21 protein-coding genes are annotated in these 20,620 nt (G+C 72.3%); 12 read left to right on the forward strand and 9 right to left on the reverse strand.

Features of this window, described 5'->3' with window-relative positions:
* Nucleotides 1-469 precede the first annotated feature (469 nt).
* From ACZ5XZ_RS22490 to ACZ5XZ_RS22500, 3 genes are read right to left on the reverse strand one after another with little or no spacing between them, the layout of a single operon-like run.
* Nucleotides 470-1,660: a M20 metallopeptidase family protein gene (locus ACZ5XZ_RS22490; protein ID WP_468980697.1), complete on the reverse strand. Its 1,191-nt coding sequence runs from the start codon at nucleotides 1,658-1,660 to the stop codon at nucleotides 470-472.
* Between the two features lie 11 nt (nucleotides 1,661-1,671).
* A complete protein-coding gene (locus tag ACZ5XZ_RS22495) occupies nucleotides 1,672-1,893 on the reverse strand; it encodes a DUF397 domain-containing protein (RefSeq protein WP_468980699.1) in 222 nt (73 codons plus the stop codon).
* Nucleotides 1,890-2,720 (reverse strand): helix-turn-helix domain-containing protein, encoded by an 831-nt coding sequence (locus tag ACZ5XZ_RS22500; RefSeq protein ID WP_468980701.1) that lies wholly within the window; start codon nucleotides 2,718-2,720, stop codon nucleotides 1,890-1,892. The genes ACZ5XZ_RS22495 and ACZ5XZ_RS22500 overlap by 4 nt, the downstream gene beginning before the upstream one ends.
* A 160-nt stretch (nucleotides 2,721-2,880) precedes the next feature.
* Here ACZ5XZ_RS22500 and ACZ5XZ_RS22505 point away from each other — a divergent pair, with 160 nt between their 5' ends.
* On the forward strand, nucleotides 2,881-3,162 hold the full coding sequence (locus ACZ5XZ_RS22505; protein WP_468980704.1) for a hypothetical protein: 282 nt from the start codon (nucleotides 2,881-2,883) through the stop codon (nucleotides 3,160-3,162).
* Between the two features lie 56 nt (nucleotides 3,163-3,218).
* Here ACZ5XZ_RS22505 and ACZ5XZ_RS22510 read toward each other — a convergent pair whose 3' ends face one another.
* Complete coding sequence (locus tag ACZ5XZ_RS22510) at nucleotides 3,219-4,142, reverse strand: aldo/keto reductase (RefSeq protein ID WP_468980707.1); 924 nt, start codon at nucleotides 4,140-4,142, stop codon at nucleotides 3,219-3,221.
* A gap of 42 nt (nucleotides 4,143-4,184) precedes the next feature.
* Between ACZ5XZ_RS22510 and ACZ5XZ_RS22515 the strand changes: the two genes are divergently transcribed.
* A complete protein-coding gene (locus tag ACZ5XZ_RS22515; RefSeq protein WP_468980708.1) occupies nucleotides 4,185-4,973 on the forward strand; it encodes a sulfite exporter TauE/SafE family protein in 789 nt (262 codons plus the stop codon).
* Nucleotides 4,974-5,043: 70 nt separating this feature from the next.
* Here ACZ5XZ_RS22515 and ACZ5XZ_RS22520 read toward each other — a convergent pair whose 3' ends face one another.
* The 4 genes from ACZ5XZ_RS22520 to ACZ5XZ_RS22535 form a co-directional block, all read right to left on the reverse strand.
* The gene (locus ACZ5XZ_RS22520) at nucleotides 5,044-6,174 is read right to left on the reverse strand and encodes a hypothetical protein (protein WP_468980711.1); all 1,131 of its coding nucleotides are present in this window, start codon (nucleotides 6,172-6,174) and stop codon (nucleotides 5,044-5,046) included.
* 48 nt (nucleotides 6,175-6,222) lie between these two features.
* Nucleotides 6,223-6,690: a MarR family transcriptional regulator gene (locus tag ACZ5XZ_RS22525; protein ID WP_468980714.1), complete on the reverse strand. Its 468-nt coding sequence runs from the start codon at nucleotides 6,688-6,690 to the stop codon at nucleotides 6,223-6,225.
* Between the two features lie 96 nt (nucleotides 6,691-6,786).
* Nucleotides 6,787-7,641, reverse strand: coding sequence for a class I SAM-dependent methyltransferase (locus ACZ5XZ_RS22530; protein ID WP_468980715.1), 855 nt, complete (start codon nucleotides 7,639-7,641; stop codon nucleotides 6,787-6,789).
* A gap of 174 nt (nucleotides 7,642-7,815) precedes the next feature.
* Nucleotides 7,816-8,211: a cupin domain-containing protein gene (locus ACZ5XZ_RS22535; RefSeq protein ID WP_468980905.1), complete on the reverse strand. Its 396-nt coding sequence runs from the start codon at nucleotides 8,209-8,211 to the stop codon at nucleotides 7,816-7,818.
* 258 nt (nucleotides 8,212-8,469) lie between these two features.
* Here ACZ5XZ_RS22535 and cutA point away from each other — a divergent pair, with 258 nt between their 5' ends.
* The 3 genes from cutA (at nucleotide 8,470) to cpt (ending at nucleotide 10,879) form a co-directional block, all read left to right on the forward strand.
* Nucleotides 8,470-8,844, forward strand: a complete 375-nt coding sequence (cutA, locus tag ACZ5XZ_RS22540; protein WP_468980717.1) for a divalent-cation tolerance protein CutA — start codon at nucleotides 8,470-8,472, stop codon at nucleotides 8,842-8,844.
* A 1-nt stretch (nucleotide 8,845) separates the two neighbouring features.
* Nucleotides 8,846-10,207: a trypsin-like serine peptidase gene (locus ACZ5XZ_RS22545; RefSeq protein WP_468980719.1), complete on the forward strand. Its 1,362-nt coding sequence runs from the start codon at nucleotides 8,846-8,848 to the stop codon at nucleotides 10,205-10,207.
* A gap of 138 nt (nucleotides 10,208-10,345) precedes the next feature.
* Nucleotides 10,346-10,879 carry a chloramphenicol phosphotransferase CPT gene (gene cpt, locus ACZ5XZ_RS22550; RefSeq protein WP_468980722.1) on the forward strand — a complete coding sequence of 178 codons (534 nt, stop codon included), beginning with the start codon at nucleotides 10,346-10,348 and terminating at the stop codon, nucleotides 10,877-10,879.
* A 10-nt stretch (nucleotides 10,880-10,889) separates the two neighbouring features.
* Here cpt and ACZ5XZ_RS22555 read toward each other — a convergent pair whose 3' ends face one another.
* The gene (locus tag ACZ5XZ_RS22555; protein WP_468980724.1) at nucleotides 10,890-11,633 is read right to left on the reverse strand and encodes a SanA/YdcF family protein; all 744 of its coding nucleotides are present in this window, start codon (nucleotides 11,631-11,633) and stop codon (nucleotides 10,890-10,892) included.
* Between the two features lie 173 nt (nucleotides 11,634-11,806).
* Here ACZ5XZ_RS22555 and ACZ5XZ_RS22560 point away from each other — a divergent pair, with 173 nt between their 5' ends.
* The 7 genes from ACZ5XZ_RS22560 (at nucleotide 11,807) to dnaG (ending at nucleotide 20,470) form a co-directional block, all read left to right on the forward strand.
* The gene (locus tag ACZ5XZ_RS22560; RefSeq protein ID WP_468980727.1) at nucleotides 11,807-12,250 is read left to right on the forward strand and encodes a gamma-glutamylcyclotransferase family protein; all 444 of its coding nucleotides are present in this window, start codon (nucleotides 11,807-11,809) and stop codon (nucleotides 12,248-12,250) included.
* A 201-nt stretch (nucleotides 12,251-12,451) separates the two neighbouring features.
* Nucleotides 12,452-13,495 carry an adenosine deaminase gene (locus ACZ5XZ_RS22565; RefSeq protein WP_468980729.1) on the forward strand — a complete coding sequence of 348 codons (1,044 nt, stop codon included), beginning with the start codon at nucleotides 12,452-12,454 and terminating at the stop codon, nucleotides 13,493-13,495.
* A 163-nt stretch (nucleotides 13,496-13,658) separates the two neighbouring features.
* Complete coding sequence (locus ACZ5XZ_RS22570) at nucleotides 13,659-14,603, forward strand: sirohydrochlorin chelatase (protein ID WP_468980731.1); 945 nt, start codon at nucleotides 13,659-13,661, stop codon at nucleotides 14,601-14,603.
* Nucleotides 14,600-15,937, forward strand: a complete 1,338-nt coding sequence (locus ACZ5XZ_RS22575) for a deoxyguanosinetriphosphate triphosphohydrolase (protein ID WP_468980734.1) — start codon at nucleotides 14,600-14,602, stop codon at nucleotides 15,935-15,937. The genes ACZ5XZ_RS22570 and ACZ5XZ_RS22575 overlap by 4 nt, the downstream gene beginning before the upstream one ends.
* 219 nt (nucleotides 15,938-16,156) lie before the next feature.
* Entirely contained in the window at nucleotides 16,157-17,422 is a 1,266-nt protein-coding gene (locus tag ACZ5XZ_RS22580) for an NAD(P)/FAD-dependent oxidoreductase (protein WP_468980736.1), read from the forward strand.
* 9 nt (nucleotides 17,423-17,431) lie between these two features.
* Nucleotides 17,432-18,454 (forward strand): threo-3-hydroxy-L-aspartate ammonia-lyase, encoded by a 1,023-nt coding sequence (locus tag ACZ5XZ_RS22585; RefSeq protein WP_468980737.1) that lies wholly within the window; start codon nucleotides 17,432-17,434, stop codon nucleotides 18,452-18,454.
* Between the two features lie 96 nt (nucleotides 18,455-18,550).
* On the forward strand, nucleotides 18,551-20,470 hold the full coding sequence (gene dnaG / locus ACZ5XZ_RS22590) for a DNA primase (protein WP_468980738.1): 1,920 nt from the start codon (nucleotides 18,551-18,553) through the stop codon (nucleotides 20,468-20,470).
* Nucleotides 20,471-20,620: the final 150 nt, after the last annotated feature.

A 20,620-nucleotide genomic window follows, 5' to 3' on the forward strand; every position in this document is an offset into this window, starting at 1 on the left:
ACCGCGGTGGGGCCGGTCCGCGCATCCTTTCTACGCCCGGAACAAGCTCCTCCACAGGGTTGGGAATGAGGTATTTCCTGGCGTTTTCTACGCTTGCTGGCCTCGCACATGGTCGGCGAGTGTACCCACGGCCGATAGTGGTTCCGGGCCCGAAGCCCTCCTCGGCCGGCCCTCGACGACGGGAAGGGCGAAGCTCACAGCGGCTGTTCCGGCCGGAAAAATTCAGCCCGCTCCCGCGCGCAACACCGGCGACCGATGGGGACTTGTCCGGCATGGACCTTTCACGTGGCGGCGCCCGGCCGGGGACCGGGACGGTGCCGCAGTAACACCGCGGCACCGCACGGCGCAGACCTACCCGTAAGCCATCGGCAGACCCGCCCGTAAGGCATCACGGGAGGAACCGCGCCACAGGGAGGGAGCGACACCCGCGATGCAGAGCCCGGGCCGGGCGTCCGCACACCTCCCGGCTTCACTCCCCGCCCAGCCGCCGCGCCGCCAGCTCCGCGTACAGGGTCGCGCCGTCCGCCAGCACCGCATCGTCGAACTCGGCGAGCGGCGAATGGTTGTTGGGGCTGCGCTCGTGGTCGGCACCGGCCGGCGGGGCGCCGAGCAGGATCATCGCGCCCGGTACCTCGGCCAGGACGCGGGAGAAGTCCTCCGCGCCCGCCAGCGGCTGCGTCATCGGCGCGAAGCGCTCCTCGCCCAGCACCTCGCGGACCGCGTCCGCCGCGAAGTCCGCCTCCGCGTGGTCGTTGACGGTCACCGGGTACACCTCCGCGAAGTCCGCGTCCACCCCCACCCCGTAGGCCGCCGCGATGCCCCGGCACACCTCCACCGTGCCGTCCTTGACCCGCGCCTGGGCGGCGTCCGAGAAGCTGCGGACGGTCGCCTCGAAGACCGCGGTCTCCGGGATGACGTTCTGCTGGGTGCCGGCGTGGAACGTGCCCACCGTCAGCACCACCGGGTCGAAGACGTCGAAGGTACGGGTGATCCACGCCTGCAGCGCCGTCACCATCGCACACGCCGCCTGCACCGGGTCCTTGGCCCGGAACGGCATCGAGCCGTGCCCGCCCTCGCCGCGCACGGTCACCCGCAGCACGTTCGACGCCGCCAGCGCCGGGCCGCCACGGGTGCGGAAGACGCCGCTGGGCAGGCCCGCGGACAGCACATGGAGCGCATACGCCGCCGCCGGCCGCCGCCCCGCCGCGTCCAGCAGCCCCTCCTCCAGCATGTGCCGCGCGCCGTCGTGGCTCTCCTCGCCGGGCTGGAACATGAACAGCACATCGCCCGCGAGCCGGTCGCGGTGCGCGCTGAGCAGCTTGGCCGCGCCGGCGAGCATCGCGGTGTGCAGGTCATGACCGCAGGCGTGCATCCGGTCGTTGTCGGCGGCGAAGTCCAGGCCGGTACGTTCGGCGACCGGCAGCGCGTCCATGTCCCCCCGCAGCAGTACGACCGGGCCGGGCCGCCCGCCGCGCAGCACCGCGGTGACGGAACTGAGCCGTTCGCCGGTGCTGACCTCCAACGGCAGCCCGTCCAGCTCGGCGAGCACCGCCTCCTGCGTACGGGGGAGGGTGAGCCCCGTCTCGGGCATCCGGTGCAGCGAGCGGCGCAGCCGTACGAGGTCGTCGGAGAGGCTGCGGGCGTCGTCGCGGAGGTTCACGGGTGCTCCCTTCAGGCGGGGAACTCCCCGCGCTTGATTGCCGTAACGAAGGCATTCCACCCACCCGCGGGAAAAATGAGCGCCGGACCGTCCGGGTTCTTGCTGTCACGGACGGGGACGAGGCCGTGGGGGGCGGTGAGGGCGCGGGAGAATTCGAGGCAGTCCCCGCCGTTGGCGTCGCTGTAGGAGGACTTGACCCACTCGGCTCCGGCGAGATTCAAGTCGCCACTCATGCGCGGTACTCCTCCAACAAGGTCTTGATCAGAGCCCCTGATTGATCCGGGGACAACGCGTGTGCCCTCAGGAGATCGTAGTCGTCCAGGGCGGCATCGACCGTTTGTGCGGAGTCGTGCATCCTGCCTCCTACCCGCGTCTCCGTGTACAGCACCGTGCGGGAGTCCGTGAATCGCAGCACAGTGAAGGGCCTTGTGGACGCAGCAGGGGCACCTGCCGAGAAGGGCATGACTTGGAGTTTGACGCGCGGTGATGTGGCCGCCGTCAGCAGGTACTCAAGCTGTTCGGCCATGACTTCGGCCCCACCCACGACTGTTCGTAGACATGCCTCGTGCACGATGGTCCACAGGAACGGCGGATCGTCCCGCTCGAACACTTCACGCCGCCGCAGACGCGCGGCCACCTTGCCCTCGATCGCGTCGTCTTCTTCGTGGGAGAAGTACGAGCGGAAAATGGCCCGCGCATAGCCCTCCGTCTGCAGAAGGCCCTTCACCACATTGGTCGAGTAGTCCAGTATCCGCGAGGCCTTCCCTTCCAGGTTCGCGTACGGCACGAACCAACTCGGGTGATCCCCTTCCTCGATCCGCTGCAGCATCCCCGCGAATAACTCACCTGTCCCGAACACCGTGTCGCAGCCCTTGGCGAACTTCATGCTCGGCCTGGGAAGCAACGTCCCGGACTCGACCTTGCTGACGTAGCCGTTGGTGTAGCCCGTGGCGCTGGCCAGGTGCTTCTGCGTGAGCTTGCGGGCCAGCCGTACCTGTCTGATGTCACGGCCGAAGCGCTGGAGCGGATTCAAATGCTCGGGAGGCGTCGTCTCGTCCAACGCTGTGACCTCTCGTCATGTGGGCGCACGTCGGCATCGCGGCAGGTCTCAGCATTGAACGCTGCCGGTTCAACCGCCCCAATTCTATTGCCCGTTGCGTTGCCCGTGTGACCGAATGACTACATCCGGTTACCCGACGCGAATCTCAGGAGACTGGCCCATGACAGACCCCAAGGACACCGCACGGCTCCTGCCGTGGTCGAGCCTCGAAGGCAAGCGCTGCCTGCTTGTGGGCGACGGCACCGGGTATGTGTCCCAGATGGCCGACGACCTCGATGAAGCCCAGCTCGAACTCGCCCTGGAGCTCATCGGCGAGTCGCGACGCATCCTCGACGGGCGAAGGTGGACGCCCGGCGAAATCCACCTGCTGGCCGTCGAGTTGACCGACGCGCTCGCCCAGGTGCACCGCGTCGCGAAGAGCCGGGACCCACGCCGTACCTGAACCGCCCGGAACCGCCCGGAACCACCCGATCACGCGCGGCCGGTCCACGCGGCCGGTCAACGCGTCCGGTTCAGCTCCGCCATGTCGGCGTCCGTCAGCGCGATTCCGGACGCCGCCAGGTTCTCGTCGAGGTGAGCGGGCGACCCCGTACCGGGGGTGGGCAGCAGCACGGGGGAGCGGTGCAGCAGCCAGGCCAGTGCGATCTGCCCGGTACTCGCCCCGTGCCGGGCGGCGACCGCGTCGAGCGCCGCACCCAGTGCCGCACCCGCGCCGCCCGCCAACGCGCCATTGCCCAACGGGAACCACGGCAGGAACGCCGTGCCGCGCTCCTCGCACAGCTCCAGTACGTCCTCCGAGGCGCGGTCCATCAGGTTGTAGCGGTTCTGGACGGACGCGATCGGTGCCAGCTCCTGGGCCTGCCGCAGCTCCGCCGCGCTGACGGAGTCCAGCCCGATGTGCCGGACCTTGCCCTCCCGCTGGAGTTCCCGCAGCGCGCCCAGCTGGTCGGCCATCGGCACCTCCGGGTCCAGCCGGTGCAACTGGTAGAGGTCGATGGCGTCGGTGCGCAGCCGACGCAGGCTCGCCTCGCACATGGCGCGCAGCCGCTCCGGCCGTCCCTCGATGTGCCAGACGTCGGGGCCGGTCCGCACCACCCCGCCCTTCGTCGCGATCACCAGCCCCTCCGGGTACGGATGCAGGGCGTGCGCCACCAGCTCCTCGGCCACGTCCGGGCCGTAGTTGTCGGCGGTGTCGATCAGCGTGACGCCACGCTCCACGGCCTGCCGCAGCAGGGCGACGGCGCGCTGCGGATCGTCGTACCGCGGCCCCCAGTAACCCGGCCCGACGAGCCCGCCGGCCCCGAAACCCAGCCGCCGGACCGGAAGCTCCCCGCCGATGGAGAAACTCACGTCGCGGTCGCGGTCGCGGTCGCGGTCGAAGGCGGAGTCGGAGTCGAAGGCGTCGGCGGTCTCAGCGTTCATAATGCCGAGCCTAGGGCGGTGCCCGGTTCGTAAGATCGCCCGGTGCCCCCTGACATATCGCTCTTCGCCCTGACCCTGCTCTGCCTGGCCGCGCTCGCGGCGGGCTGGATCGACGCCGTGGTCGGCGGTGGGGGACTGCTGCTGCTCCCCGCTCTGCTGGTCGGCCTTCCGCACACGCCCGCCGCCTACGTCCTGGGCACCAACAAGTCCACCGCCATCGTGGGCACCACCGCCGCCGCGGTCACCTACGTCCGCAAGGCGCCCATCGATCTGCGCACGGCGCTGCGCATCGGCCTTGCCGCGGTCGCCGGTTCGCTGGCCGGGGCGTTCTTCGCGGCCGGCATCAACAGCGAGGTGCTGCGCCCGCTGATCATGGCGGTGCTGCTGGCGGTGCTCGCGTTCCTCCTCTTCCGCCCGGCCTTCGGGACCGCCCCCGCGCCGTCGGGGCCGGTCACCCGGCGGCGGGTGCTGGCGGCCGTCCTCGTCGCGGGCCTGGGGATCGGCTTCTACGACGGCCTGATCGGGCCGGGAACGGGCGCGTTCCTCGTCATCGCGCTCGCCGCCGTCCTGCACATGGACCTGGTCACCTCGTCCGCCACCGCCAAGGTCGTCAACGTCTGCACCAACGTCGGCGCACTGACCATGTTCGCGATCCAGGGCACCGTGCTGTGGCAACTCGGCGCCCTGCTCGCACTGTTCAACCTCGTCGGGGGGATGGTCGGCGCGAGGATGGCGCTCAAGCGCGGCGCCGGATTCGTCCGCGGGGTGCTGGTGGTCGTGGTCGTCGCCCTGCTGTGCAAGCTGGCGTACGACCAGTGGCTGGCGGTCTGAGGGCAGGGCCCGCGGCCCGCGGGGACCGTGGCCGCCGCGGCGCGTCGGGCACCGCCCTCGCGGACACGGCCTACCGGCCGCGCGTGCGGGCCCGCAGCGCCTTGCGGTAGTCCTCGACCCCCTCCCCGATCGATTCCATGCGCTCTCGCATGCCACGGTTCGTGCGGCGTTTCACGAGGGTCCGCAGGACGAAATCAGGGGAGAACCCGCCGCCGAAGCCGTCCGGGGTGTTGGAGCGGATCAGCGGCTCGTTGGTGAAGGGCGACGCGTCGTCGTCGGAGTGCCGGTACGTCCAGCGGCACGGCCAGCGCCGCAGTGCGGTCTGACCGACGTACCTGACCGCGCCCTCGAAGAACTCGTCCTCGCCCGCCGCCTCAAGCGCGGCGAGGCCGTCGAAGCGGTCCAGCACAAGCCGTTCCAGCGCCGTGAGCGAGTCCGGCGAGTAGTCGAAGGGGAAGTCGTCGGGCAGATGGGCGCTCCGCCACCGGTCCAGTGCGGCGTCCATGGGGGCCAGCCACTCGTCGAGGCCCCGGCGGGACTCCTCGCTCGCATGCAGGCGGTCGTCCTCCATGTACCACTCCGGCGTCTCGGGCTCCGCCGTGGGCTTCCCGTCACGGACCCGGTTCCCGAGGTCCACCGGCATCGGCAGGCCGAACTCCTCCAGGCCCTCGGCCTGTTCAGGTGTCAGCAGCAGCCACCAGGCGTCATAGGAATCCTCGTCCAGCTGCCAGAAGGCCCGGGGATCGTCGTTGCCGGGCACGAGGTCGCCGATGGCGTCCATGGCGACATTCCAGTCCATGTAGCGGGTGCCCTCGTCGAGGTGCTCCGTCCTGTGCCATATCGACCGGCCATTGCGCCGGAAGTGCAGGTACTCGTCCTCCTCCCCGTCCTCGTTCTCGACCTTCACCAGCTCGACGTCGTCGACCACCACCGAACCGCCCGAGCACGCCGCCGCCTCTGTCAGCAGCTCCGCATATCCGTCCTCAAGATCACCACCCACCTTTTCGGGCGTCTGGAAGCCGAGGCCGCATTCGCCGACGAGGAAGGTCAGCTCGTCGGTGTCCTCGAATTCCTCGTCGAGGTCCATGCCGATCTCGGCGGCCTCCGCCAGGCCGGCCGTTGCCTGTTCCTGCGTCGCGATGCCCAGCCGGACCAGGGTCTGCGCAAATCCGTTGAGTGTGCGGGGTGTTGAGTCGCTCATGACAGCACCCTCACACATTCCGGCCGTCGCCAAGTGGGGATCGGCCGGTCAGGCCAGAGGGCTCCCGGTGTTCCGGAGCATCTGCCGGAGCACCTTCAGGGCGGTGACGTAGTCGATGTCGCTGATGCCCTGGTGGATGCGGTCGCGGATGGCCGGCGCCTGCCGCTTGAGGTCCGCTCGGGCCTGTTCTCCCGCCTCGGTGATCCACAGCCGCTTCTCGGCGTCACGGGTGAGCCAGCCGCGCTCCAGCAGGAGCTGCGACTCGGTCTCCAGGTCGTCCTCGGGGCGAAGGTAGGAGTTCGTGGCCTGCTGGAGTTCGGGGAGGGTCATGCCCTGGCCGTCGGGCGAGATGTCGTTCTTCGACAGGTTGCGCAGCAGCCAGTACTGGGGCTGGGTGAAGCCGAGTTCCGCCTGCCGGGCTCGGATGAACGCGATGAGGGCCTCGTAGGCCAGCCCGGTCCAGTACGCGGCGGGCTGTGCGGCGAGCTCGGTGTCGGAGAGGTGATGGGTCGTCATGTCGGGTGCCCCCTTGAACGGTCACTGGTACGAGCGGCACCGTAGAACCTGAAGTTGACTTGAGGTCAAGGGGGCTGGTGCGGGCCGGGCCCGGCCTCAGAACCGGCAGTGGTACATCCGCGCCATGTCCCGCACCTTGGGCAGCTTCGCCCAGGCCCGGGCGCCGAGCCGGTAGGCCGCCGGCAGCTTCTCGACACCCGGGACCTCCAGGGCGCTGACGTTCTCGACGATCTCCAGTCGCGGGCTCAGTGCGGCGATCCCCGCGGCGTCGGTGCCCCAGTACAGGCGGGCGCCGGCCTTGACGACGATCCTGTTGATCCACTGCGTGCGGATGGCGAACGGGCTGAAGGCGTCGAAGGCCAGCTCGCCGCTCGGAGCGTGGGCCATCAGCCGCCGCAGCAGCGCCGTGCCGTCCTCCTCGGTCAGATGCATCAGCAGTCCCTCGGCCACGATCATCGTCGGCCGGTCCGCGGGAATGCGCTCCATCCAGGCCGGGTCGGTCACCGACGACGGGATCATGGTGTATCCGGGGCGCTCGGGATAGAGCTGTTTGCGCAGCTCTATGACCTCGGGGAAGTCGATGTCGAACCAGCGCACCCCTGGGCCCGGGGCGAGGCGGTGCATGCGGGTGTCGAGGCCGCAGCCCAGATGCACCACCGTCGCCTCGTCGTGCCGCGCGAGGAAGCCGGACGTCCAGACGTCCAACTGCCGGGCGCGCAGCGCGACTCCGGCCGCGTCGCCGGAGTTCAGCCGCATCTTCCGGAAGTCGTGGTCGAGCCGCCGGACGGTGTCGAGGGCCATGGTGTCACCGAGGATCGGCCGCTTCGAGCGGCTGTCCGCGGCGCGGCCGTAGAGCGTGGCGAGGAGGGTCTCCGGCGCCCCGGTCAGCTGGACCTTGGGGCGCGGGCCTGGGCTCTGGCTGGCACTCGGGCGGGTACTCGGGCTGGTCATGCAGCAGAGACTACATAACATTCAGAAAAATGTGAATACTCGAAAATCGAGCCTATGTGGCTGGGGCGATGTGGTGGCTGGATCGATGTGGTGCCGGGGCGATGTGGTGCCGGGGCGATGTGGCTGGGCGAAGGTGGCCGAGCAGAGGCCGAAGTGCTGGAGCGTGATCAGCGGCTACCCCCGCGCCGCCCCCGTCCGTGGCTCCGCTCCCGCCCCCGCCCCCGCCGGGACCGCCCGGTGGGCCCGTGCCGGCACTTCCGTCACGGCCGTGAGCAGGACCGCCGAGTCCTCGATGGCCTGCAGGCCGTGCCGCTCGTGCGGGATCGCGGCGACCTGACCCGCCTTCAGCTCCTGGCCGCCGCCGGGCCCGGTGAGGCGGACGCGCCCGTGCAGCACCTGCAGGCTCGCTGCCGGTGGCGCGTTGTGCTCGTCCAGTGCGACGCCCGCGATCAGCGCGATCACGGTCTGCCGCAAGGGTCCGTCGTGCAGGAACAGATGGGCGCTGCGCCCGTGGGCGGAGGCCCGGGCGTCGTCGAGTTGGTGACGGGTGAGTGTGGCGAGGTCGTCCATGATGCTGCCCTTTCGCTGCCCTTTCGCATCCGTGGCGGCGGGCTCGGCGGGATCCCTCTCCATCGTTGCCGTTGTGCGGGTGGACGCAACCGGGGAATCGGCCCCGGGCGTCCGGGTGCATACCGGTGCGGGGCGGCCCGTCACTTACGCGATGATCATCGTGGTCCGTACGATGCGGCCCGGGACGGTCCCCGTGACACGTCCCGGCGTCCCCCGCCCCCACTGCGAATGTCCCCCCACTGCGAAGGATGCGCCACCGTGGCCGACCCCACAGCCCTGAGCGAACCGTCCGGACCGCCCGGATCGGCCGGGCAGGGCACAGGATTCCTGACCGTCATGACGACCACCGACAGCGAGGAGAAGGCCGAGCGGCTGGCGCGCGGGGCGATCGCGGCCAGGCTCGCCGCCTGTGCGCAGATCAGCGCGCCGGTGACCTCGGTGTTCCGCTGGGACGGCGCGGTCGAGACCAGCCGGGAGTGGCAGGTCCTTTTCAAGACGACGCAAGCGCGCTACGCGGAGCTGGAGGGCCATCTCCTCCAGGCGCACGACTATGACACCCCCGAGATCATCGCCACCCCGATCACTCGCGGCGGCGCCGACTACCTGTCGTGGGTCGCAAAGGAGACGAGCTGACGTGGCACGGGACAACGGTATGACTCCGGGCGACAGCGACCGGTCGGCAGGTAACGGCAACGTGGCTCCGGGTAGCGGCTGCGTGGCCCCGGGCGGCCACGACGGGGCGCCGGCCGGCGCGGAGCGAGGGGAGCCCGTGCGGCGCACCCGGCGGCGCTGGACCAGGGCGGCGACCGCTGCGCTCGGCATGGCCATGTGCCTGGTCACCGCCCCGGTCGGCCATGCCTCCGACGGAGTCCCGGGCACCGCGGACAGCAGCCGGCCGCACCCCGGTCCCGTCTTGGGCAGCCGGGACGCCGCCGCCTACTGGACACCCGAGCGGATGGCCGCCGCGGCCCCGGCCGACGACGCGGCCCCGACCGACGAGGCTCCCCCGGCCGACGGCGACACCCCGGACCAGCCGTCGCCCGCCGCCCCGCCGGAAGAGGGCACGCCGAGTCAGCCGCCGACGACTCCGGACGGCGAGGACGCGACGGGTCAGGCGCCCGCCGCCCCGCCCGGAGCGGAGACGCCGAGCCAGCCGCCCACCACCGCGGCCGGAGGGGACACGCCGAGCCAGCCGCCCGCCGCCCCGCCCGGCAAGGACACGCCGGATCAGTCGCCCACCAGCCCGTCGCCCACCACCCCGCCCGCGTCCGGCAGTCCGGACCGGCCCAGCGACTCCGCGGCGGCCCAAGCCCCGGCCACCGCCCGGCACTTCGACGGAATCCCGTCCGTGGGCGTGCTGTTCTCCGTCGACAAGGACGCCCGCGCGCACCACTGCACCGCCAGCGTGGTGCACAGCCGGCACCGCAACCTGATCCTCACCGCCGGGCACTGCAACCCGGGCGCCCGCGCCGCCTTCGTCCCGCAGTACCGTTCGGGCGCGCAGACCCAGCCGTACGGCGTCTGGGCGATCACCAAGTCCTTCGCCTACCCCGAACGCGGCACCACCGGCGACAAGGCCGACCTCGACTTCGCCTTCGCCACCGTCGCCCCCGCCGAGGACGGCCGCTCCCTTGAGGAGGTCACCGGCGGCAACCTCCTCACGGCGACGCCCGGTTACACCAACGACGTCACCGTCATCGGCTACCCCAAGGTCCGCAACGACCCGGAGGACCGCGCCGTACGCTGCGACACCCGCAGCGCCCGGCTCGCCGGTACCCGTCAACTCCGCATGGAGTGCGGAGGCTTCGCCGCGGGAACCTCGGGCGGCCCCTGGCTCACCGACCTCGACGAGGAGACCGGGACCGGCCGGATCATCGGCCTGATCGGCGGCCTCAACGGCGGCGGCCCCAAGGGCCCCGACCACGATCGGATCTCCTACAGCCCGTACTTCGGGGGCAAGATCCTCGCCCTCTACACCCGCGCGTCACAGGCGTGATCGACGGTCCTTGTAGTCCACGGGGTCTTGTAGTCCGCGGGTCCTCGTAGTCCGCGGGTCCTCGTAATCCATGGCACGCGGTGCAGGCTTCGGGGAAATTCGCTTCGAGCGTCGCCCCGAAGCCTCTACCGTGGCGCGGTGACGACTCAGGTGATCGTGCTCAACGGTGGTTCCAGCTCGGGGAAGTCCGGGATCGTGCGGTGTCTGCAGGCGGTCCTGCCGGATCCGTGGCTGGCCCTCGGGACGGACACGCTGGTCGAGGCGATGCCGGCGTCCATGCAGGCGTCGGACGCCGGCATCGAGTTCGCTCCGGACGGCGAGGTGATCGTCGGGCCGGAGTTCCGAACGCTGGAAGCGGCGTGGATCGAGGGGGTCGCCGCGATGGCCCGTGCGGGAGCCCGGGTCATCGTCGACGAGGTCTTCCTCGGCGGAGCGGGGTCACAGCAGCGCTGGCAGAAGGCCTTGGGCGGACTGCGGGTGCTGTGGGTCGGCGTCAGGTGTGACGGTGCGGTCGCCGCGGGCCGTGAGGTCGCACGAGGCGATCGGACCATCGGGATGGCCGTGTCCCAGGCGGATGTGGTCCACCAGGGCGTGGCCTACGACCTGGAGGTGGACACCGCGCAGGCCGAGTCGATGGAGTGCGCACGGACCATCGCCGTACATGTCGAGTGATACGACGCACCTATCCCTGTCGCCTGTCGGTGCCGGGCGCGTCCTTAGGGTCGGCCCCGGCTCGCAGCGCCTCCGCCACCCCCGTCTCGCGCGGCCCGAGGAAGTGCGGATCGGGTCGCAGCAGCGCGTCCGCCGCCGCCTTGCCGGCCGCGAAGATCTCCCGGACACCGCCGTACGCCCAGGTCACATCGCGTTTGGCGGCCACCCCGACCCCGTACGAGTCGATGCCGGCCGCCGCGCACAGCGACAGCGCACGCCGGATGTGGAAGCCCTGGCTGACCAGTACCGCCCGGTCGACACCGAAGATCCGGTGGGCGCGGCTGCAGGAGTCCCAGGTGTCGAAGCCCGCGTAGTCGCTGACGATCTTCCCGGCCGGGACGCCGTGGCGCAGCAGATACGCGCGCATCGCGTCCGGCTCGTCGTAGTCGCGCCGGCTGTTGTCGCCGGTGACCAGGACCGCGCGGACCGTGCCACGGTCGTAGAGCTCGGCTGCCGCGTCCAGCCGGTGGGCGAGGTAGGGGGACGGCTCGCCGTTCCACAGGCCCGCGCCGAAGACGATGGCGACCGGCGCGGCGGGCGCGTCGGCGACGGTGCGCACCCGGGGACCCCCGGTGGCGTTCATCCACGTCGCGGGCGCCAGGGCGAGCACCGTCGCGGCCACCGACACCTGGTACGCGCGGCGCCATCCGCGCCGGGTCCGCGGCAGTCGCACGCGGCGCACCCCGCCCCATATCCGCCGCATCAGCGCTCGCATCCGCCGCCCCTGTCCCCGATCGCATCCGATCACGTCCGGTCGTGATCGATCCTGCAGGCTGCGACGCCCACCGGCCGGTGACGGTTGCACCGGGGGCCTGACCGGTGAGGGGCGCCACAGGGGCCTGGCATCGTGGCAGGAGAAGCACCGAGCCCGGAGAGGATCGCGCCACCATGACCACCGAGCCCGAGCGGCTGCCGTTCTTCGTCTACGGAACGCTGCGCCCCGGCCAGGCCAACCACGCCCGCACCCTGCGCGGCCGCACCGCCCGCGAGGAGCCGGCCCGGATCGGTGGCGCGCTGCTCTACGACGGCCCCGGATACCCCTACGCCGTCACCGGACCCCCGGACGCGGTGGTGTACGGCGCTCTCGTCCTGCCCCGCGACGCCGACTACGACGAGGTGCGCGCGACGCTGGACCGGCTGGAGGACTACACCCCCGGTGACCCGCAAAACCTCTACGAGCGGGTGGTCACCGAAGCCGAGTGCCCGGACGGCAGGACCGTACGAGCCTGGGTCTACCTGGCCGCCGAGCCACTCGCCGCCCGGCTGCGCGCCACCGGCACCCCCGTCGACGGCGGTGACTGGCTGCGCGGCACGACGGCGCACTCCCGGTAGCCGCGCGCCTTCCCGGTAGCCGCGGCGCGATCCCCGTGGCCAGGGGGCGGTACCGCCCCGGCGCCCCCGGCCACACCGCGGATAGCCTGGACGAACAAACTCCTCCCGGACCGGCAACCGCTCCGGGGCCGGCGGCTCCTCCGGGCCGACGGCCCTCGCGTACCGGGCCGCTTTTCCGTACCGCAGAACAGGTGTGACCGCGTGGCTTCCTCCCCGTCCCTCCCCCCGTCCGCTCCCTGCGCCGCGACCACTCCCGGTCCGTGGCCCAAGGCGGAGCTGCATCTGCACATCGAGGGCACGCTGGAACCCGAGCTGGCCTTCGCGCTCGCCGAGCGCAACGGCGTCACGCTGCCGTACGCCACCGAGGACGAGCTGCGCCGCGCCTACTCCTTCGCCGATCTGCAGTCCTTCCTGAACCTCTACTACGCGCTGATGGCCGTACTGCGCACCGAGGACGACTTCGCCGACCTCGCGGACGCCTACCTCGCCCGTGCCAAGGAGCAGGGCGTACGCCACGCCGAGATCTTCTTCGACCCGCAGGCGCACACCGCCCGCGGCGTCCCGGTCGGCACGGTCGTCGACGGGCTGGCCCGCGCGCTGGACCGCGCCCAGGAGACCTACGGCATCAGCACCCGCCTGATCATGTGCTTCCTGCGCGACGAGAGCGCCGAGTCGGCCCTGGCGACCTTCGAGGCGGCCCGCCCCTACCTGCACCGGATCACCGCCGTCGGCCTGGACTCGGCCGAGGTCGGGCACCCGCCGGCCAAGTTCAAGGAGGTCTTCGCGCTGGCCCGCGAGGCCGGGCTCCGGTGTGTGGCGCACGCGGGGGAGGAGGGGCCCGCCGCGTATGTGTGGGAGGCCCTGGACGTCCTCGGGGTGGACCGGATCGACCACGGCGTGCGCTGCATGGAGGACGAGCGGTTGGTGGCCCGTCTGGCGGCGGAGCAGGTGCCGCTGACGGTCTGCCCGCTGTCGAACGTGCGGCTGCGGGTCATCGACGACCTCGCCGACCACCCGCTGCCCGCGATGCTGGACGCCGGGCTGCTGGTGACCGTCAACTCCGACGACCCGGCCTACTTCGGCGGCTACGCGGACGACAACTTCACCGCCGTGCGCGACGCCCTCGGTTTCGACGCGGAGACCCTGCGCACCCTCGCCCGCAACTCCTTCCGGGCGGCCTTCCTCGACGAGGCGACGCGCGAGAGGTATCTGGCGGAGGTCGACGCGCACGCGACGGGCGCGTAACAACGGGGAGTGCGCACCGGAACGGCGCAGGTCACAGGCAGCGCACACCCGCCGCACGCACTCGCCGCGCGCACACCCGGGGCGGCCCCGGCGGCAGCCGTACGGAACACGGAGTTACCCGCGGGGAAACGGCACCGCAACGACCGGGTGCCACGCTCAGGGCATGACGGCGCCGATACCGCATTCGTCCTCCCACCGGTCTCCCACTGCCGCCGGGCCGCTCGGTGCGGGTGATCTCGCCGCCGAGATCGCCGCCCAGCTCAGCGCCCGGCTGTGCGGCGTCCGGCCGCGCGGCCGCCGCCACCCGGGGGCGGCCGCGCCGACCCTCGTCGCCGTGGCCCACGGCAGCCGCGACCTCCGCGCGCTGCCCGCCGTCCACGCCCTGCTCGACCGGGTCCGCGCGCTCCGCCCCGGCCTGCCCGTGCGGCTCGGCAACATCGAGCTCGACCGGCCGCTGCTCGCCGACACGCTCGCGGAGCTGCCCGGCGAGGCCGTCCTCGTACCGCTGCTCTTCGGCCGTGGCTATCACGTCACCCACGATCTGCCCGCCGCGCTGGCGGCCGCTCCTCATCTGACGGGCCGGATCGCCGAGCCCCTCGGCCCGCACCCGCTGCTCGCCGAGGCGCTGCACGGCCGCCTGCTGGAGGCCGGATTCGCCGCCGGCCGGGGAAGCACGGCCGTGGTCCTGGCCGCCGCCGGCTCCCGGGCGGCGCGTTCCACCCAGGACACCGAGCGCATCGCGCGGCTGCTCTCCGACCGGCTCGGCGGCCTTCCCGTCCTGCCCGCCTTCGCCCACCCGTCGCCCGCCACCACCCCGGCACGAGACGCTTCGCGTCGCCCCTCTCAGATTGCCGCGGCCCCCACCGTCGCCGAAGCCGTCCGGGAGCTGACCGCCCGCGGCCACGACCGGATCGCCGTCGCGGGCTGCTTCACCGCGCCCGGCCGCTTCGCCACCCAGTGCGCGGCGGCCGCCCCGGGCGTCGCCGCCGCGCCCCTGGCCGACCACCCCGCATTGGCCCGTCTGGTGCTGCACCGCTACGACCAGGCGCTCCTGGCGCGTACCGGATCCGGCTCCGAGAGCCCCAGGGCGGCTACCGTCGCTGTATGACGGGCACTCCACCCGGGACACCACCGGGCGCACGACCGACCATCCCCGGCTACACCCCGGCCGACGCCGAGCGCTGGGTCCCCGAACCCGACAAACGGCCGGGGCGCACCGCCTTCCAGCGCGACCGCGCCCGGGTGCTGCACTCCGCCGCGCTGCGCAGGCTCGCCGGCAAGACCCAGGTCGTCGCCCCGGGCGCGCACACCCACGCCTGGGACGCCACTCCGCGCACCCGGCTGACCCACTCCCTGGAGTGCGCCCAGGTCGGCCGGGAACTCGGCGCCGCCCTCGGCTGCGACCCGGATCTGGTCGAGACCGCCTGCCTGGCGCACGATCTCGGCCACCCGCCCTTCGGGCACAACGGTGAGCAGATCCTCAACGAAGTCGCCGCGCCCTGCGGCGGCTTCGAGGGCAACGCCCAGTCGCTGCGGCTGCTGGCCCGTTTGGAGCCCAAGCGGTTCGTGCCCGCCCCGGACGGCGGGGCGCTCAGCGTCGGGCTGAACCTCTCCCGCGCCGCCCTCGACGCCGCCACCAAGTACCCCTGGCCGCGCGGCGGGCACCCCACCGACCCCGCCTCGGTGAAGTTCGGGGTCTACGCGGACGACCTGCCGGTGTTCGAGTGGTTCCGGCAGGGTGCGCCCGACGGGACGCAGAGCTTCGAGGCGCAGGTCATGGACTGGTCCGACGATGTGGCGTACTCGGTGCACGACGTGGAGGACGGGCTGCACGCCGGGCACCTCGACCCCAACGTCCTGCTCGCCGACGCCGAGCGCGCCGAGATCTTCGCGGTCGCCGGTGCGCGCTATGCGCCCGGCGCCGGACCCGAGGAGCTGGCCGCGGCACTGGACCGCCTCCTGGAGCAGGAGTGGTGGCCGCACGGCTACGACGGCTCGGCGCTCGCCCAGGCCCGCCTCAAGGACGCCACCAGTCAGCTGATCGGCCGCTTCTGCCTGGCGGCCGAGGCCGCGACCCGGGCGCAGTGGGGGAGCGGGCGGCTGACCCGGTACGGGGCCGAGCTGGTGGTTCCGGCCGAAACGCGGCTGGAATGCGCCGTTTTGAAAGCGGTCGCCGACCGGTACGTCATGCAGCGCCCCGACCAGGAGGCGCTCCGGGCCGACCAGCGCGTCGTGATCGCCGAGCTCGCCGAGGCGTTCCTCGCCCGCGCCCCCGACGGCCTTGATCCGCAGTTCCGTTCGCTCTTCGACGCGGCCCCCGACGACACCGCCCGTATGCGCGCCGTCATCGACCAGATCGCGTCTTTGACGGACACCTCGGCCCGCTCGCTGCACGCCCGTCTCACCCGACGCCCTGGTTACGTAGGGGACAACCGGGGGTGACCCTAGGGGGGAAGCCCCTCTTCCCCCCTCACGCTCCGTGCGGGACGCTCGAAGCCGACCGTTCTCGAAGTCGATCGTTTTCGAACGGGGAACCCCGACCACACCACACACATCTACGGGGGAAGCAACCGGCATCTACGGGGGAGCAGACCGGGGGTACATCGGGGGCGTTTACGGACGCGGACGCGGACGTACGGCACCGCAACGAGGAGGAAGCAAGTGGTCGACGCACACCAGACGTTCGTCATCGTCGGGGGTGGCCTGGCCGGAGCGAAGGCCGCGGAGACGCTCCGCTCGGAAGGCTTCACCGGCCGGGTGATCCTCATCTGTGACGAGCGCGACCACCCCTACGAGCGGCCCCCGCTGTCCAAGGGGTACCTGCTCGGCAAGGACGAGCGCGACAGCGTCTTCGTCCACGAGCCCGCCTGGTACGCCAAGGCGCACATCGAGCTCCATCTGGGCCAGCCCGCCGTCCACCTGGACCCCGCGGCCAAGACCGTACGCCTCGGGGACGGCACCCTGATCGCCTACGACAAGCTGCTGTTGGCCACCGGCGCCGAGCCGCGCCGCCTGGACATCCCCGGCACCGGCCTGGCCGGCGTGCACCATCTGCGCCGCCTCGCGCACGCCGAACGGCTGCGCGGCGTCCTGGCCTCCCTCGGCCGGGAGAACGGGCACCTCGTCATCGCCGGCGCCGGCTGGATCGGCCTGGAGGTCGCCGCCGCCGCGCGCACCTACGGCGCCGAGGTCACCGTCATCGAAACCGCCCCCACCCCGCTGCACGGCGTCCTCGGCCCCGAACTCGGCGGCATGTTCACCGCCCTGCACCGTGAACGCGGCGTCCGCTTCCACTTCGGTGCCCGCCTCACCGAGATCGTCGGCCAGGACGGCATGGTCCTCGCGGTGCGCACCGACGACGGCGAGGAGCACCCCGCCCACGACGTGCTCGCCGCGATCGGCGCCGCCCCGCGCACCGCCCTCGCCGAACAGGCCGGCCTGGACCTCGTCGACCGCGGCGCCGGCGGCGGCATCGCGGTGGACGCCTCGCTGCGCACCTCCGACCCGTACATCTACGCCGCCGGCGACGTCGCCGCCGCCGACCACCCCCTCCTGGACACCCGCCTGCGCGTCGAGCACTGGGCCAACGCCCTCAACGGCGGCCCGGCCGCCGCCCGCGCCATGCTCGGCCAGGACACGAGCTTCGACCGCATCCCGTACTTCTTCTCCGACCAGTACGACCTCGGCATGGAGTACTCCGGCTACGCCCCGCCCGGCTCGTACACCCAGGTGGTCTGCCGCGGCGACGTCGCCAAACGGGAGTTCATCGCCTTCTGGCTCGGCGCGGACGGCCGGCTGCTCGCCGGGATGAACGTCAACGTCTGGGACGTCGCCGAGACCGTCCAGCAACTGATCCGCTCCGGCGCCCCGTTGGAGCCCGGCGCGCTGGCCGATCCGGAGGTTCCGCTGGAGTCGCTGCTCCCGTAGCGTGCGTCCATGACGCAGAGCCCCACTGGTCCCACGGATCCCGCCGACCACGCCGGCCGCTCTGGAAGCGCCGCCTCGGACCTCGTCACCTTCGACGACGTCAAAGACGCCGCCCGGCGGCTGGCGGGCGTGGCACACCGCACGCCCGTGCTGCGCTCGCGCACCCTCGACGCGCTGGTCGGCGCCGAGGTCCACCTCAAGTGCGAGAACTTCCAGCGCGTCGGCGCCTTCAAGTTCCGCGGCGCCTACAACGCCGTCTCACGGCTGGCGCCCGAGCAGCTGGCCCGCGGCGTCGTCGCCTACTCCTCCGGCAACCACGCCCAGGCCGTCGCGCTCGCCGCCCGGGAACTCGGCAGCCACGCCGTCATCGTGATGCCCGAGGACGCCCCGGAGTCCAAGGCCGCGGCCACCGCCGGATACGGCGCCGAGATCGTCCGCTACGACCGCTACACGGGCGACCGCGCCGCCCTCGGCCGCCGGCTCGCCGAGGAGCGCGGCCTGGCCCTCATCCCGCCGTACGACCATCCGCACGTCATCGCCGGTCAGGGCACCGCGGCGCTGGAGCTGATCGAGGAGACCGGCCCGCTCGACGCGCTCGTGGCCCCCGTCGGCGGTGGCGGGCTGATGGCCGGCTCGGCCCTCGCCGCCACGGCTCTGGCGCCCGGCATCCGCATGATCGGCGTCGAGCCCGAGGCCGGCGACGACACCCGCCGCTCCCTGGCCGCCGGCCACCCCGTCACCATCCCCGTCCCGCGCACCATCGCCGACGGCCAGGCCGTCGAGCGGCCCGGCGCCCTGACCTTCGCCGTCAACCTCCGGCTCCTGGACTCGGTCGTGCTGGTCGGCGACGACGAGATCCGCGGTGCCATGAAGTTCGCCTTCGAACGCCTCAAGATCGTCACCGAGCCCAGCGGCGCCAGCGGCCTGGCCGCCCTGCTGGCCGGCCGCGTCGCCCCCCTTCCCCCACGCATCGGCGTGATCGTCTCCGGCGGCAACATCGGCCTGGACCGCTTCGTGGAGCTGCTGGGGTGAGCGGTGGCGAGGGCGGTTCCCGCCGCCGCGCCGCCGGGGACCGCCCGGCAGCGGCCTGCGGCCGGGACTGTCCGACCCCGGCCGTAGAATTCACGCGTGGCAGGCAGGATCAACGATGACGATGTGAAGGCGGTACGGGACGCGGTCCCGATCGACGCCGTCGTGTCCGAGTACCTCCAGCTCCGCAACGCCGGCGGCGGCAACCTCAAGGGGCTGTGCCCCTTCCACGACGAGAAGTCCCCGTCCTTCCACGTCAGCCCCGCCAAGGGCCTCTACCACTGCTTCGGCTGCCAGGAGGGCGGCGACACCGTCGACTTCATCATGAAGATCGACCACCTCTCCTTCGCCGAGACCATCGAGCGCCTCGCCTCCCAGGCCGGCATCACCCTGCGCTACGAGGAGGGCGGCTACACCCCCGGCCGCCAGCAGGGCGAGCGCACCCGCCTGGTGGAGGCCCACAAGGCCGCCGCGCAGTTCTACGTCGAGCAGCTGGACGGCCCCGAGGCCGAGATCGCCCGGAAGTTCCTCGCCGAGCGCGGCTTCGACCAGGCCGCCGCCCAGCACTTCGGCGTCGGCTACAGCCCGGCCGGCTGGGACCACCTCACCCGCTTCCTGCGCGGCCGTGGCTTCACGGACAAGGAGCTGGTCCTGGCCGGCCTCTCCCAGGAGGGCCGCCGCGGCCCCATCGACCGCTTCCGCGGCCGTCTGATGTGGCCGATCCGCGACATCGCCGGCGAGGTCGTCGGGTTCGGCGCCCGCAAGCTCCGCGACGACGACAACGGCCCCAAGTACCTCAACACCCCCGAGACCCCCCTCTACCGCAAGTCCCAGGTCCTCTACGGCATCGACCTCGCCAAGAAGGAGATCGCCAGGACCAACCGCGCGGTGGTCGTCGAGGGGTACACGGACGTCATGTCCTGCCATCTGGCCGGCGTCACCACCGCCATCGCCACCTGCGGCACGTCCTTCGGCGAGGGCCACATCAAGATCCTGCGGCGGCTGCTGATGGACAACTCCGGCTCCGAGGTCGTCTTCACCTTCGACGGCGACGCCGCAGGTCAGAAGGCCGCCCTGCGCGCCTTCGAAGACGACCAGAAGTTCGCCGCCGAGACCTCCATCGCCATCACCCCCGGCGGCATGGACCCCTGCGACCTGCGGCTCGCCAAGGGCGACCAGGCCGTCGCCGACCTCGTCGAGTCCCGCACCCCGCTCTTCGAGTTCGCCCTGCGCCATGTCGTCTCGCGCCACAACCTCGACACCACGGTCGGCCGGGCCGCCGCCCTCGACGAGGCCGCCCCGATCGTCGCCCACATCAAGAACAGCTCCATCCAGCACGAATCCGCCGTCCAGCTCGCCGGCATGCTCGGCATCCTGGACACCCAGTTCGTCGTCCGCCGGGTCGGCCAGCTCGCCCGCTGGGCCCGCGAGCGCGGCCGCGACGGCGCCGGCCCCGACCAGGGCCGCCCCCAGCGCCGCGGCCCGGCCCCCGGGCCCGACCAGCCCGGCCCCGCCCCCGGCCCGCGCGGCCCGGCGCTCAACCTCCGCAGCCCCGCCCACCGCGTCGAGCGCGAACTGCTCAAGCTCGCCCTGCAGCGCCCCGACCTGGTCTCCCCGGCCTTCGACGCCTACGGGGCCGACGAGTTCACCGCGCCGCCCTACGCCGTCGTCCGCCAGTGCATCGAGGACGCCGGCGGGGCGACCGCCGGCGCTGCCGACAGCGGGTACGTCCCCCGGGTGCGCGAGGTCGCCCCCGACGACACCGTCCGCGCCATGATCACCGAGCTCGCCGTCGAACCGCTGCACACCCGTCGCGAGCCCGACGAGGCCTACGCCGGCGTCCAGTTGGTCGCCGTCCGCCTGGCCGCCGTCAACCAGCGCGTCACGGAGATCCGCGGCACCCTCCAGCGCCTCGGCCCCCGCGCCGACCCCGAGCACCTGGCCGCCGTACAGAACGAACTGTGGGTCCTCCAGCAGTACGGCCAGTCCCTCCGCGAACGCGGCTACGCGGCGCTGTAGGCCTGCGCACGCGGCGCTGCGGACGCCGTACGCGTTCCGGCCCCGGCCCGACCCGCCCCGACCCCTCCGGCAACACCCCGCAGTAGCCGTCCGGTCACGGATCGGACTCAAAAAGTGGTCGCACGCCCCTCGTGGCGGGAGTGTGTCGTA

Source organism: Streptomyces sp. NPDC033270 (assembly GCF_055576575.1).

What these genes read in the sequence shown, in the direction of transcription:
- ACZ5XZ_RS22525 (WP_468980714.1), bottom strand. Translation starts at nt 6,690, where the DNA reads ATGACGACCCATCACCTCTCCGACACCGAGCTCGCCGCACAGCCCGCC.
- ACZ5XZ_RS22530 (WP_468980715.1), bottom strand. Translation starts at nt 7,641, where the DNA reads ATGACCAGCCCGAGTACCCGCCCGAGTGCCAGCCAGAGCCCAGGCCCG.
- ACZ5XZ_RS22555 (WP_468980724.1), bottom strand. Translation starts at nt 11,633, where the DNA reads ATGCGAGCGCTGATGCGGCGGATATGGGGCGGGGTGCGCCGCGTGCGA.
- ACZ5XZ_RS22495 (WP_468980699.1), bottom strand. Translation starts at nt 1,893, where the DNA reads ATGAGTGGCGACTTGAATCTCGCCGGAGCCGAGTGGGTCAAGTCCTCC.
- ACZ5XZ_RS22570 (WP_468980731.1), top strand. Translation starts at nt 13,659, where the DNA reads ATGACGGCGCCGATACCGCATTCGTCCTCCCACCGGTCTCCCACTGCC.
- ACZ5XZ_RS22520 (WP_468980711.1), bottom strand. Translation starts at nt 6,174, where the DNA reads ATGAGCGACTCAACACCCCGCACACTCAACGGATTTGCGCAGACCCTG.
- ACZ5XZ_RS22505 (WP_468980704.1), top strand. Translation starts at nt 2,881, where the DNA reads ATGACAGACCCCAAGGACACCGCACGGCTCCTGCCGTGGTCGAGCCTC.
- ACZ5XZ_RS22585 (WP_468980737.1), top strand. Translation starts at nt 17,432, where the DNA reads ATGACGCAGAGCCCCACTGGTCCCACGGATCCCGCCGACCACGCCGGC.
- ACZ5XZ_RS22575 (WP_468980734.1), top strand. Translation starts at nt 14,600, where the DNA reads ATGACGGGCACTCCACCCGGGACACCACCGGGCGCACGACCGACCATC.
- ACZ5XZ_RS22535 (WP_468980905.1), bottom strand. Translation starts at nt 8,211, where the DNA reads ATGGACGACCTCGCCACACTCACCCGTCACCAACTCGACGACGCCCGG.
- ACZ5XZ_RS22560 (WP_468980727.1), top strand. Translation starts at nt 11,807, where the DNA reads ATGACCACCGAGCCCGAGCGGCTGCCGTTCTTCGTCTACGGAACGCTG.
- ACZ5XZ_RS22510 (WP_468980707.1), bottom strand. Translation starts at nt 4,142, where the DNA reads ATGAACGCTGAGACCGCCGACGCCTTCGACTCCGACTCCGCCTTCGAC.